This window comes from Kocuria coralli (genome assembly GCF_008831305.1).
Lineage (GTDB): Bacteria > Actinomycetota > Actinomycetes > Actinomycetales > Micrococcaceae > Kocuria > Kocuria coralli.
In genome coordinates, this window is sequence record NZ_ML708635.1 from 17,644 (window position 1) to 30,136 (window position 12,493).

General features: G+C 69.4%; 11 protein-coding genes. 5 read left to right on the forward strand and 6 right to left on the reverse strand.

Going from position 1 to position 12,493, the window contains the following annotated elements:
* Both FCK90_RS14550 and FCK90_RS14555 read right to left on the reverse strand, forming a co-directional pair.
* Positions 1-1,008 carry an alpha/beta hydrolase family protein gene (locus FCK90_RS14550; RefSeq protein ID WP_158035031.1) on the reverse strand — a complete coding sequence of 336 codons (1,008 nt, stop codon included), beginning with the start codon at positions 1,006-1,008 and terminating at the stop codon, positions 1-3.
* Between the two features lie 133 nt (positions 1,009-1,141).
* A complete protein-coding gene (locus tag FCK90_RS14555; protein WP_158035032.1) occupies positions 1,142-2,002 on the reverse strand; it encodes a sulfurtransferase in 861 nt (286 codons plus the stop codon).
* Between the two features lie 132 nt (positions 2,003-2,134).
* On the opposite strand from FCK90_RS14555, the gene FCK90_RS14560 reads away from it, so the two are divergent.
* The 4 genes from FCK90_RS14560 (at position 2,135) to FCK90_RS14575 (ending at position 6,753) form a co-directional block, all read left to right on the forward strand.
* On the forward strand, positions 2,135-4,105 hold the full coding sequence (locus FCK90_RS14560) for an amino acid transporter (protein ID WP_158035033.1): 1,971 nt from the start codon (positions 2,135-2,137) through the stop codon (positions 4,103-4,105).
* A 118-nt stretch (positions 4,106-4,223) separates the two neighbouring features.
* Positions 4,224-4,808, forward strand: coding sequence for a LysE/ArgO family amino acid transporter (locus tag FCK90_RS14565; RefSeq protein WP_158035041.1), 585 nt, complete (start codon positions 4,224-4,226; stop codon positions 4,806-4,808).
* A 60-nt stretch (positions 4,809-4,868) separates the two neighbouring features.
* Positions 4,869-5,447: a dihydrofolate reductase family protein gene (locus FCK90_RS14570; RefSeq protein ID WP_158035034.1), complete on the forward strand. Its 579-nt coding sequence runs from the start codon at positions 4,869-4,871 to the stop codon at positions 5,445-5,447.
* 325 nt (positions 5,448-5,772) lie between these two features.
* Positions 5,773-6,753, forward strand: a complete 981-nt coding sequence (locus FCK90_RS14575) for an intradiol ring-cleavage dioxygenase (protein WP_158035042.1) — start codon at positions 5,773-5,775, stop codon at positions 6,751-6,753.
* Positions 6,754-6,861: 108 nt separating this feature from the next.
* On the opposite strand, the gene FCK90_RS14580 is transcribed toward FCK90_RS14575, so the two are convergent.
* From FCK90_RS14580 to FCK90_RS14595, 4 genes are all read right to left on the reverse strand, one after another.
* Positions 6,862-8,205: an FtsX-like permease family protein gene (locus tag FCK90_RS14580; protein WP_158035035.1), complete on the reverse strand. Its 1,344-nt coding sequence runs from the start codon at positions 8,203-8,205 to the stop codon at positions 6,862-6,864.
* A 197-nt stretch (positions 8,206-8,402) separates the two neighbouring features.
* Positions 8,403-9,110 carry an ABC transporter ATP-binding protein gene (locus FCK90_RS14585; RefSeq protein ID WP_158035036.1) on the reverse strand — a complete coding sequence of 236 codons (708 nt, stop codon included), beginning with the start codon at positions 9,108-9,110 and terminating at the stop codon, positions 8,403-8,405.
* Between the two features lie 383 nt (positions 9,111-9,493).
* The gene (locus tag FCK90_RS14590; protein ID WP_158035037.1) at positions 9,494-10,312 is read right to left on the reverse strand and encodes a rhomboid family intramembrane serine protease; all 819 of its coding nucleotides are present in this window, start codon (positions 10,310-10,312) and stop codon (positions 9,494-9,496) included.
* Positions 10,313-10,424: 112 nt separating this feature from the next.
* The gene (locus FCK90_RS14595; RefSeq protein ID WP_158035038.1) at positions 10,425-10,967 is read right to left on the reverse strand and encodes a peptidylprolyl isomerase; all 543 of its coding nucleotides are present in this window, start codon (positions 10,965-10,967) and stop codon (positions 10,425-10,427) included.
* A 190-nt stretch (positions 10,968-11,157) separates the two neighbouring features.
* On the opposite strand from FCK90_RS14595, the gene FCK90_RS14600 reads away from it, so the two are divergent.
* A complete protein-coding gene (locus FCK90_RS14600; RefSeq protein ID WP_158035039.1) occupies positions 11,158-12,000 on the forward strand; it encodes a hypothetical protein in 843 nt (280 codons plus the stop codon).
* Positions 12,001-12,493 lie beyond the last annotated feature (493 nt).

The window sequence follows — 12,493 nt, forward strand, 5'->3', positions numbered from 1 at the left end:
TCACGGTCCGCCCACGCAGTCCAGCAGGGCCAGCCGGGCCCGGGCCCACGGCCAGCCGAAGACGTCGGACCAGTCGCCGTGCCCCACGCCCGGCAGGAGCTCGACGATGCCGGGGTTGCCCGTGGCGCGGAGCTCGTCCAGGAAGCCCTGGACCGCTTCGACGGGAATGACGTCGTCGGCCAGGCCGTGCAGCGCGTTGATGGGGATCTCCAGGGGAAGGCGGTCGATCGGGGAGGCCAGGTCGTACCGCTGCGGGTCGTCCTCCGGGGTGACGCCGCCCATCAGGCTGCGCACCAGGTCGCCGCCGTCCAGGTTCTCCGCCAGAACGAGGTCGTACAGGCCCGCCATGGACGTGACGCTGCGCGCGTTGACCGTGGCATCGGCACCCGGAGCCCCGGGCGGCAGCTTGTCGCGTCCGGCGGCCCACGTGGCCAGATGACCGCCGGCGCTGTGCCCCAGCAGATGCACTTGAGAGAGATCCGGCCGGAACCGGCCCTGGTCCGCGAGCTCCGGGACGAATTCGATGGCGTCGGAAACGTCCTGGAAGGTCGCGGGCCAGCCTCCGGGCCCATCGAGCCCGCGATAGGTGGGGACCCACACGGCCAGCCCGTAGCGTGCGAGATCCTGGGCGATATCGGCCAGGTAGCTCGGGTCGGACTCGTCGTGCCAGGACCCTCCGTGGAACATGACGACCACCGGATGCTCCGGCTGCGCTTCGCCGCCGGACCATTCCGCGGGGTCGGGTACGAACAGCCAGCCCGTCTGCCGCTCTTCGTCCTCGCCCCAGGTCAGTCGCCCGCGATCCACCGGCTGCCCCGCCCGGCGATGCCCCGCGACCACCTGGGAGTCGGCGGTCCCCGTTCCCACCGGCGTGGTCAAGGTCAGGGCCAGGCCACCCCCGGCCAGCAGTCCGGCCGCGCCACGCAGCGCGTTCCGCCTGGTCAGAACGCGCGGCCGGTCCTTGGCGGGCGGCGAGGGCACGGCGGGCGCTGCCTTGTGCTTGGGCACGGGCGGCACCTCCTGGACGAGGATCCGCTGTGCGGATCATGAAAGCATGGGCGATGCGAAGGCCGCCGCCCGTCACCCGGCCCGCGCGGGCTCGGAAAGGCTCAGCGGGATCGGCCGGTGACGGCAGGCCGGTTCACGTCCCCCTGACCACCGGACGGTCCTGCGGATCTTGCGATTCGCGTCCCCAATCGGACCAGGAGCCATCGTAGACCGTGACGTCCCGGCGGCCGGCCACCACCGCCGCGAGCGCACCCACGCACGCGGTCACCCCGGACCCGCAGCTGAAGGCCACGCGCTCGCGACCACCCAGCGAATCGTCGAACCGCCGCGCGAGCTCGTCCTGCTCAAGGAGGAACCCGCCGGGAGCCAGCTCGGAGAACGGCATGTTCACGGCCCCGGGCATGTGCCCGCTGCGCAGGCCCGGGCGCGGCTCCGGCGCGGTGCCGGCGAAACGTTCGGCGCTGCGCACGTCCACGACGGCGGCGGCCGGATCCTGCAACCGGGCGGCCACCTCGGCGTCGTCGATGAACGCCCCTTCGGCGATGGTGATCCTGGGCGGATCGACGTGCGGAGGATCGAGGTCCAGGGGCCCTTCCAGCTGCCCGGCGGCCACCCAGGCCGGGAAGCCGCCGTCGAGCACGTAGGGGGTGCCCACGCCCGTGGCCCGCAGCATCCACCACGCGCGGGCGGAGGAGAACATCCCCGCCCGGTCGTAGGCGACCACCACTGTGTCCTGCCCGATGCCCAGACGGCCCAGCCGCTCGGCGAAGTCCCCGGCGGGGAGCATGGTGTGCGGGAGCTCCGTCTCGGAGGACATCTCGCCGTCCAGATCGAAGCGGCGCGCTCCCGGGATCCCGGTATCGGCGCCCCGGTGGTCCATCGCGGAGGCGTCGACCACCACCACGCGGTCCAGGTTCCGGGCCAGCCAGCCGACGCTGACCGTGGGGCCCTCCGGAAGATCTGCCGTGTCCGGTGTTCGGGAAGGAAGTGTCATACCCCGATCATCCCACCGCCCATGCCCGGCGGAACACCCGGTGCCAAAACACTGGACGAAGCCGGGCAGGAGACGCACACTACTACCGCTGAGGACCAACACCCGCTGGCCCGCTGATCGAAGGAGGCCACCGTGGGTACCGACGCCCGGGCCCGGGAACGGCTCGGCGACTGGTTCTTCCAGGGCACGCGGCCCTCCGCCGCCTATGCCGGGCCGCATCAGCGCCCCGACCGTACGGAGAGGACCCATCCCTGGTGGAAGGTCATGTGCCTGACCGGGGTCGACTACTTCTCCACCCTGGGATATCAGCCCGGAATCGCCATCCTCGCGGCGGGCCTGCTGTCGCCCATGGCCACGCTGGTCCTGGTGCTCGTGACCCTGTGCGGCGCTCTGCCCGTCTACCGCTGGGTGGCCGCGGTGTCTCCCCGCGGGGCGGGCTCCATCCACATGCTCGAACGCCTGCTGCCGCGCTGGACCGGCAAGATCACGGTCCTGGTGCTGCTCGGGTTCACCTGCACGGACTTCGTCATCACCATCACGCTGTCCTCCGCCGATGCGGCGGTGCACATCGTGGAGAACCCCTATCTTCCGGACGGCGCCTCCCGCTGGCAGTTCTGGGTCACCATGGGGCTCCTGCTCCTCCTGGCCGCGGTGTTCCTGGGCGGATTCTCGGAGGCGATCAAGGTGGCCCTGGTCCTGGTGCCCCTCTACCTGCTGGTCAACCTGGTGGTGGTCGCCGGCGGGCTGGTGCGGATCCTGCAGAGCCCCGAGCTGTTCTCGAACTGGTGGTCCGCGGCCATGACCTCGCACTCCTCCCCGCTGGCCGCCGTCGCCGTGGCACTGCTGGTCTTCCCCAAGCTCGCGCTGGGGCTCTCCGGATTCGAGACGGGCGTGGCCGTGATGCCGCAGCTCGACGGGCACCGGAGGGAACACCGGGACGGGCGCAAGCGTCGGCAGCCGGCCGCGACGAGCATCCGGGCCAAGGTCGCCGGGGCCCACCGGCTGCTGACCACCTCCGCGCTGATCATGGCGTTCTTCCTGATGACCACCTCCTTCATCTGCACCGTGCTGATCCCGGCGGCCGCGCTCGAGGGCGGGGGCGCCGCCAACGGGCGCGCGCTGGCCTATCTGGCCCACGACATGTTCGGAGAGGTCTTCGGCACCGTCTACGACGCCTCCACCGTGCTGATCCTCTGGTTCGCGGGCGCATCGGCGATGGCCGGGATGCTCAACCTCATCCCCCGGTACCTTCCCCGGTACGGGATGGCCCCCGAATGGACCCGTGCCACGCGGCCACTGGTGGTCGCCGTCCTGTCCGCCGCGGTGATCGTGACCTGGATCTTCGGCGCCAGCGTGGACGCCCAGGGCAACGCCTATGCCACGGGGGTCCTGGCACTCATCACCTCGGCAGCGGTGGCGGTGACCCTGTCCGCCCGATCGCACGGCCGCCGCAAGACCTCGATGGCCTTCGGCGCAGTGGCCCTGGTCTTCGTCTACACCTTCGTTGACAACATCATCACCAGGCCCGACGGCCTGCACATCGCCCTGGTCTTCGTGACCGTGCTGCTCACGGTGTCCTTCGCGTCCCGGGTGTGGCGCGCCTCCGAACTGCGGGTCAACCAGATCGAATGGGACGACCGGGCCCTGGCCTGGATCGGTGAGACGACCGGACGGACGGTGCGCCTGATCGCTCAGAGGCCGGAGGCCGTGAGGGCCGTGGACTATTCCCGGAAGCTGCTGGACGAATGGAGATGGCACGGGCTGATGGACGGCCCCGAGGTGCTCTTCGTCGAGGTCAACGTCCGTGACCCGTCCGACTTCGAGGACGATCTCAAGGTCTGCGCCCGCGAGGTCGACGGCTACCGCGTGCTGCACGTGGACGGCTCATCCGTGGCGACCTGCCTGGCCGCCCTGGCACTGGACATCGGCGAGCGCACGGGCCGGGTCGCCCACGTGTACGTGGAATGGTCGTCCGGGGCGGCCGCCCTCAACCACATCCGGTTCCTGCTCTTCGGGCGCGGGCAGACCGCGACCACGCTCCACGAGGTCCTCCGGCGCACGGTCCACGACGACGACGTACGTCCCGTCGTGCACGTGATGTAACCCGCCGGTCGTACCGACCGCTGCAACCAACCTCACCGGCCGCACCGACCACGGCGACCGCGGCGGCGGCCGGGGCGAGGCGTTACTGTCGTCCCCCGTGGGTATTTTTCTGACCGGCATGTTCGCCGGGCTGGCGCTGATCATCGCCATCGGGGCGCAGAACGCCTGGGTGCTGCGGCAGGGCATCCGGCGCGAGCACGTGGCGGTCGTCGTCGTGGTGTGCGCCCTGGCGGACATCGCCCTGATCACGGTGGGCACGCTGGGCATCGGCACGATCGTGGAGCGGCTCCCCTGGGCGCTGACGGCCCTGCGCTGGGGCGGGGCGGCCTACCTGATCTGGTTCGCGATCCGGTCCCTCCGCTCGGCCTTCACCGACCAGTCCCTCTCGCAGGCCGGCGACGCACGGGCCGCGAAGTCCGGCCGCCAGGTGCTGATGACCACCCTGGCTCTGACCTTCCTGAACCCGCATGTCTACCTGGACACCGTGGTGATGCTCGGCAACCTGGCGAATCAGCAAGGGGACATGCGCTGGGTCTTCTCGGCCGGCGCCGCCGGCGGTTCCATCCTGTGGTTCTCGATCCTGGGAGTGGGCGCCCGTGCACTGGCCAGGCCCTTGAACCGCCCGGGGACGTGGAAGGTCATCGACATCGGCGTGGCTTTGGTGATGCTGCTGATCGCCGCCAAGCTCGTGCTCACCGGCTGACGACGCCGGGCCCGTGCTGTCCGAGCTTGTGCTGTCAGAGGCGCCAGGCACTATACGTCCATGGGTACACACACAGCCAAAGGCGGACATGCCTGGGAGGCCACCGTCTTCGCGGGGCTGAGCGTGGACGGGTTCATCGCCCGCACGGATCACGACATCGAGTGGCTCGAGAACCTCCCCGCCGCCGAGCACGCACCGGCTCAGCCGCATCCCGAGATCCCCGACATCGAGGCGCTGCTGGCCGTCTCGGACCACATGGTCATGGGCCGGGCCACCTTCGAGAAGGTGCTGAGCATCGGGTTCTGGCCCTACGACCCCGTCCAGGTGATCGTGCTCAGCTCCACCCTGACCGGGCCCCAGCCCCACGGGGTCCTCGTGGCGAGCACCTTCGACGAGGCGGTCGCGATGCTCGACCGGCACCGGGCGCGCCAGGTCTACGTGGACGGCGGACGCACCGTCCAGAGCTTCATGGCGGCGGGTCTGGTACAGCACATCGTGCTCAACTACGTCCCCGTCATGATCGGGACCGGCATCCGCCTCTTCGGCGCCCTGCCCCGTGATCTCCACCTGGTCCACCGCGGCACCGCCGTGTCCGACGCCGGCATGGTGAGCTCCCGGTACGAGGTCCTCGAGCGCTGAGCGGGCGACGCCGAGCACATGGCACTGGGCAGGTGACGCTGGGCAGGTGACGCCCCGCACGTGACTCTGCGCCGGTCCTGGTAGCCAGCGCACAGAGTGAGCACAGCTCGGCCGTGAGCCCGCCACAGGAGGCCTCCCTAGGTTGAATGTCGAAACCAGCCGCGACGGACCGAACGGCCGTCGCGCTGAAGACGCACCCACCAGGAGGCCGCCCGTGCTGTTCCGCAAGAGCAAACCGACCGAAGAGACTCCCACCTCCAGCCAGCCCGGAGCGGAGGACGACGCTGCCGAGTCCGAGACCTACCTCGATCCGTTCGGGATCGAGATGCAGGTCAAGGACGGCAAGCACACCTACCAGGGCCGCGAGCTGCCCCGCCAGGACGAGGAGGTGGTCGACCAGGGGCTCGGCTTCGACCTGCAGACGCTGGTCAACCGCCGCAGCATCCTCTCCGCCGTGGGACTCGGCGCAGCCGCATTCGGCCTGGCTGCGTGCTCGCCCAACTCGAGCTCCGCCGGCTCCAGCGGATCCGGCTCGGCCACCGGCTCCGCCTCTGCGAGCGCAACGGCGGCCGGGACCATCGACGTCGACTCCGAGATCCCCGACGAGACCGCCGGCCCCTACCCGGGCGACGGCTCCAACGGCGCGGACGTGCTGGAGCAGTCCGGGGTGGTGCGCAGCGACATCCGCTCGAGCTTCAACGGCGCATCCGGCACTGCCGAGGGCATCCCCATGACCCTGGAGCTGACCATCGCGGACATGGCCAACGGGAACAAGCCCTTCACCGGCGCCGCCGTCTACGTGTGGCACTGCAACCGCGACGGCGAGTACTCGATGTACTCGGAGAACATCGTGGACGAGAACTACCTGCGCGGCGTGCAGATCGTGGACCAGCAGGGCAAGGTCACGTTCACCAGCATCTTCCCCGCCTGCTACTCCGGGCGGTGGCCGCACATCCACTTCGAGGTCTACCCCGACGAGGCCTCCATCACCGATTCCGCCAACGCGATCTCCACGTCGCAGGTCGCCCTCCCGCAGGACGTGTGCGACACCGTGTACGCCACCACGGGATACGAGCAGTCCGTGACCAATCTGGCGGGGATCTCCCTGTCCGCCGACAACGTCTTCGGCGAGGACGAGGGGGCCAGCCAGATGGCCACGGTGACGGGGAACGCGTCCTCCGGCTACAAGGTGTCCTTGACAGCCGGAGTGGACACCGGCACGGAACCCACCGGCGGCTCCATGCCCGCTGACGGCGGTGGCGGGCCCGGCGGCGGGGGTGCGCCGATGGGTGCACCCGGAGCCTGAGCGCTCCGCCCCGGCCCGGGCGCGCAGCCCCGGCCGCGTCTGTTCAGCGCGTGGTGCCGCCCCCGGGTCTCCCCGAGGGCGGCACCACGCCTTGCAGGCAGCCTTCCGTCAGAGATCCTGTGCCACGGCGGGCGCCCTGACCGTCGTCGCGAGCGATCGGCTGGTCAGGCGGGAGGCCAGCGGCACCATGGCCACGCCCAGGGTGGCGACGACGATCGCACCCGCCACGCTGACCGGGGAGAACAGCACTCCCGCCCCCAGCACGGGCGCCTGGACGATCACCGCGCTGCCCACCGCCACCAGCAGCAGGGCGAACATGGGCCGGGTGACGGTCAGCCGCCGGACCCTGTCGATGCTCGACACGGGCATGCCCAGCAGATGCAGGTTGGCCCAGACCTCGCGCCGATCGGCGATCGAGGCCATCTGGTCGATCAGGACGGCGCAGGCCACGGTGAAGAACCCGTACAGCACGGTGAGAATCGCCCCGGTGCGCATGTCCGTGACCAGGTGCTCCACTCCCGGCTGCCCTTGGCCCTGCGCCATCACGGCCAGGCCCCCGCCCACCGTCACGGCCACGAAGGCCAGCAGGACCACCGACTGGAGCTGACGCCAGGCGGCCCGGGGATCGGCCAGCAGCGTCCTGGCGGCGATCAGGCGCTCGGGTGTCCTGGCGGTGCGCTGCATCCTGCGCGCGGAGCGGCCCACGATCCACGGACCCGCGAGCGACATGGCCAGCATGGGAACGCCGAACAGCAGGCCGCAGGCCACCATGGCGACCACGATCTCCGGGCCGTTGATGAACTGCCGCCACAGCGCCACCACCGCCAGGATGGCCACTACGGCGATGGCCAGCCGGATCCAGTGCATGCTGGGGACGTCCCGCCGCGTCCTGACCGCCAGCGGGGAGATCGCCACCCGGCGAAGCCCCAGCGCGGAGCTGACGGCGGCCAGGAGGACCAGCAGCAGCCAGCACAGCAGGATCGCCGGAACCGGCAGCACCATGGCCACGGCGCCGACCTGCCGACCGTCCACGTGCAGCTGCCCCAGGAGCGGGACCAGCAGGGCGTAGAGACCACCGCCCAGGATCACGCCCGCGACGGCCTGGGAGATCGCCTCGCCCAGGACCAGCGCTCGTAGCGTCCAGCTGGAGGCGCCCACGAGGCGCAGGCCGGACAGGCGTGCGTCCTTACGGCGTGTGGACAAGCGGGCGGCGGCCGAAGCCAGGTTGATCAGGGGGAGCGCCAGGATGAACAGCGCCACCGAGGAGAGCATCCGGTAGGTGAAGCCCATGGTGGGCTCGGCGAACTCCAGCTGCCAGTACATGACCACGCCCGCGATCACGGAGACCAGCAGCCCGCTCACCAGGGCGTAGGCACCGACGGGCAGGAGCCAGGAGCGGACGTCCCGGATGCTCTTCCGCGCGAACAGGGCGACCACCGGGAGCGGGAGCACCGGGCGCCGGCCGGCCGGATGACCCGTGGCCGCGGCGGCAGCCGGCGCTGCGGGCCGGGATGAACCGGCCCAGGGGGTCTCGGACGCAGGCGCCTCAGGTCCGGGCGCCTCAGGTCCGGGCGCCTCGGGGCCGGGTGCTCCGGGTCCGGGCGTTCCGGGGTAAGGGGTTTTGGGTCGAGAGGTCACGGGGTCGGGTGTCACGGTGCCATCACCCCGGTCACGGCGGTGTCGCTGACCACCTGCCCGTCCCGCAGCCGCACGGTGCGCCCGCACCGCGCGGCCACGGACTCGTCGTGGGTGACCACCACCAGCGTCGTACCGTGCTCGGCCGAGGACTCGAGCAGAGCGTGCAGGACCTCCCCCGAGGTCACGGAGTCCAGGGCGCCGGTGGGTTCGTCGGCGAAGACCACGTCCGGCCCGCAGACCTGGGCCCGGGCCACCGCGACCCGTTGCGCCTGCCCTCCGGACAGCTCCCCCAGTCGGCGGTCCTCCATGCCTGCCAGTCCCAGGCGGTTCAACCAGGCGGAGACCGTCTGCTGGGCGCTGGCCCGGTCCACGCCGCAGAGCATCAGGGGCAGAGCCACGTTCTCGACGACGGTCAGCTCGCTGAGCATGAGTCCTTGCTGGAAGACGAACCCGAAGTGCCGGAGCCGGACGTCGGCCCGCTGCTCGGAGCTGAGGGCGTGGATGGAGACGGGCCGGTCGGCGCCGTGGAAGATCACCTCACCGGACTGGGCGACGTCGATTCCGGCGAGCGCGTGCAGGAGGGTGGTCTTGCCCGACCCGGAGGGCCCCATGATCGCCACCGACTCTCCACGGTCGATGGTGATGGACAGGTGGTCCAGGGCGGGTGTCGGCCCGTAGTGCTGGGACAGATCGAGTGCTTGCAACTGTGGATAGCTCATGCCTCAACGGTGCGCCCGCGGTGCGTCCCCCCACATCGGGCAGGGGGATGCACTTTTTATGGCAGGGGTCGTGCCGAGGACCGAGCGTCCTGCCCCGGCGTCATCCCGGGGTCTGAGCCCGTTAGGTCAGGATGATGGCGGGCGCCGCCGTCTTGCCCGTGGAAAAGTCCCCATCCGGTGCACAAAGTTATCCACAAGTGTGGAGAACCTTGTGCACACGATGAGCCGGAAATGACCGCGAACAGCTCGATCCGCGTCATGCCGCTCTCCACAGGGTTGTTCACACCTGTGGAATTACACGGATGGGAGTTGTCCACGGGTGTGGATGAACCCTGTGGATGAGACGGATGGAGCGGGCCTGGATCGGCCCCGTCCAGCCTTGCTCAGCCCCGGCGGCCGTTCCTCACGGCGCGCTTGCGCAGGAACAAGATGACGGCCATGACCGCGGTACCGGTGATGAGTCCGCCCAGATGGCCCTGCCAGGAGATGCCCGGGACTATGAAGCCGAAGACCACGTTGATGCCGATCAGCACCACGATCGTGGTCAGGTTCGAGCGGTGCTGCCTGGGCCCCCACAGCGCGATGGCCAGCACGGCGCCGAACAGCCCGAAGATCGCACCGGAGGCTCCCACCGTGAGGGTGTAGGCGGGAGACAGCAGGATGACGCCGATCGACCCGCCGAGCATCGAGGCGAAGTAGAGGATCAGGAATCTCGCCCTGCCCAGGCCGCCCTCCAGCATCCGGCCGAATATCCACAGCGTGTACATGTTCAGCAGCAGATGCGCGGGGTTGGACATCGAGTGGGCGAAACCACTGGTCACGATCCGCCACGGCTCGTCGAAGGCCACGACCGGCGCCAGGCCCAGCCAGTAGGTCGCGTTGATGTTCACCAGCTGCAGCAACCACATCAGGGCGTAGACGCCCACGTTGATCCCGATCAGCGTCCACGTCACGAGCATGGGGTTCGAGTTGGCCGCCGTCCCGCCCAAGGGCGTACGGACTGCGCGCTGCTGCGCCTGCCCCTCGCGCATACAGGCGGGGCAATGCACGCCCACCGCCGCCTGGGTCTGGCACTGGCCGCAGACGGGGCGGCCGCAACGCTGGCAGGTGACCCCCGTGGGCCGGTCGTGATGCCACGCGCACACCAGCTGCGGGCCGCGATTCTGCTGCGGGCCGTTGACGCCGTATCCGGGCTGATCCATGGCTGCTGTCCTTAAGAGTGGGCGGGGTTCATGAACATAGATGCGGACCCCGACTACGGCTCAGGGCCCCGCCAGCAGCGGGGCCCTGAGGGAAGGTCAAGAGTGGGTCAGCTCAGAGCTGCTCGATGTCGATCGAGGTGATCACGCAGTCCTCGACCGGGCGGTCCATGCCGCCGGTGGTGACGTTGTTGAGCTCGTCGACCACCTTGCGGGAGGCGTCGTCGTCGACCTCACCGAAGATGGTGTGCTTGCCGTTGAGCCAATCGGTGCTGGTGGTGGTGATGAAGAACTGGGAGCCGTTCGTGCCCTGGCCGCCGCGCTTGCCGGCGTTGGCCATGGCCAGCAGGTAGGGCTTGCTGAAGGAGAGCTCGGGGTGGATCTCGTCGTCGAAGGTGTAGCCGGGGCCGCCGACGCCCTGACCCAGCGGATCGCCGCCCTGGATCATGAAGTCCTTGATGATGCGGTGGAAGATGACGTCCTTGTACAGCGGACCTTCACCCTTCTGCCGGGTGCTGGGATCCACCCACTCCTGGGAGCCGTCGGCCAGGCCGATGAAGTTCTTCACCGTCTTGGGGGCGTGGTTTCCGAAGAGGTTCACGACGATGTCGCCGTGGTTGGTATGAATCGTCGCCTTAGCAGTGGCAATAGCAGTCATACGGATCAGTATGGCATGGGGATTGCAGGTGCGAACTGACGACGACGCCGGGGGTGCGACGTTCAGCGCACAGTGAAAATCCGGGCCTGAGTGCGCATCTGAGGCGTGTAAGCCGCCTGTGTATCGTGCTTGGAAACATGTGTGCCCGTATGCTGGATCAGGAGACTCGTCACCCGAGGAGGGAGCTTCCATGAGCTTGTTCAAGAGCAAGGCCCAGAAGAAGGCCAAGGCACAGCAGAACGTCGTCGAAAACCGCGTGGTCGACGCCGGTGACTGGCTAGCCAAGGAGATCGGCGCCGTCGCGCCCGCCCTGCAGAAGGGCGTGAAGTCCGGTGCGGCCACCCTGGCCGGCGGCGTGCACGCAGCAGGCCCGTACGTGCAGGACGGCCTGGGCCGCGCCCAGGAGGTCGCCGACAAGGCCAAGAAGAACGCCTCCCCCGCCGTCGCGAAGGTCACCGCGGCCACCGAGGACGCCGTGGCCAAGGTCAAGAGCACCCCGCAGGCCGAGCGTGCCGCCAAGGTGGTTCACGACGGCAAGGACGCGGCGACCGAGCGCTACAACGCCGCTGCAGCACTGCTGGCCGGCAAGTTCGCCAACGCCAACACCTCTGAGCAGCTCGAGGCCGTCGTCACGCGCCTCACCGGCGACAAGAAGGCCGTCAAGAAGGCCCAGAAGGCCGCCGCCAAGGTGGCCAAGGACTACGCCAAGGAGCAGAAGAAGGCTCAGAAGTCCGGCAAGGGCTGGCTCGTGCTCGGCCTGGTCGTCGCCGGCGCCGTCGCGGGTGTGGCCGCCTACCGCGCTTCGCGCCCCGTTCAGGATCCGTGGAAGACCCCGGCTTCCACCTCCCCGCGCGTGACCGCATCGCCGGTCGACCCCAGCACCACCGTGGCCGCCGGCTCCGGCGTGAAGGTGGACGACGCCAAGGAGTCCACCTCCCCGGTCGACGCCGCCAAGTCCGTGGCCGAGGATGCCAAGAACACCGCCAAGGACATCAAGGAGCAGATCCAGGGCAAGGACGACGACAAGTCCTGATCTGATCACTCCCAGAAGGAGCCCCGCACCCTGTTTGGGTGCGGGGCTCCTTCGTCTTGGGCGCCTTTCTACCGGCCTCTATCCCGGCCTACCGGCGGAGATGCGAGTTGGACCGCCCATAAGCGGCCCTTCCCTGCCGAGATGGGAGTTGAGTCGCCCATCAGGGCTGATGGGCGACTCAACTCCCATCTCGTGTACCGGTGGCCGCAAACGTCCATGAATTGAAGTGGGATGACCGACCATGACGCAGGATCTACGGCCGTTTTCCACAGTTTCGGGCGGAAAGTTCCATCGGCTGGGCAGCGCACTTATGGTCGATACACATTCGCGTCCGCCCGGTTCTCCATTCACGACGGCGAGTTCTGGTGGTGTGCTGATAGCCCGTCGAGGAGGCCAATTCTCATGTCCCGCCGCACAGGTGTAGCCGCCCTTTCAACTATGGCCGTTCTGACCTGGGCATTAGTGGCTCTTCAGAGTTGAGTGTGGGGTGAGG

What these genes read in the sequence shown, in the direction of transcription:
- FCK90_RS14570 (WP_158035034.1), top strand. Translation starts at nt 4,869, where the DNA reads ATGGGTACACACACAGCCAAAGGCGGACATGCCTGGGAGGCCACCGTC.
- FCK90_RS14565 (WP_158035041.1), top strand. Translation starts at nt 4,224, where the DNA reads ATGTTCGCCGGGCTGGCGCTGATCATCGCCATCGGGGCGCAGAACGCC.
- FCK90_RS14590 (WP_158035037.1), bottom strand. Translation starts at nt 10,312, where the DNA reads ATGGATCAGCCCGGATACGGCGTCAACGGCCCGCAGCAGAATCGCGGC.
- FCK90_RS14555 (WP_158035032.1), bottom strand. Translation starts at nt 2,002, where the DNA reads ATGACACTTCCTTCCCGAACACCGGACACGGCAGATCTTCCGGAGGGC.
- FCK90_RS14595 (WP_158035038.1), bottom strand. Translation starts at nt 10,967, where the DNA reads ATGACTGCTATTGCCACTGCTAAGGCGACGATTCATACCAACCACGGC.
- FCK90_RS14585 (WP_158035036.1), bottom strand. Translation starts at nt 9,110, where the DNA reads ATGAGCTATCCACAGTTGCAAGCACTCGATCTGTCCCAGCACTACGGG.
- FCK90_RS14575 (WP_158035042.1), top strand. Translation starts at nt 5,773, where the DNA reads ATGCAGGTCAAGGACGGCAAGCACACCTACCAGGGCCGCGAGCTGCCC.
- FCK90_RS14600 (WP_158035039.1), top strand. Translation starts at nt 11,158, where the DNA reads ATGAGCTTGTTCAAGAGCAAGGCCCAGAAGAAGGCCAAGGCACAGCAG.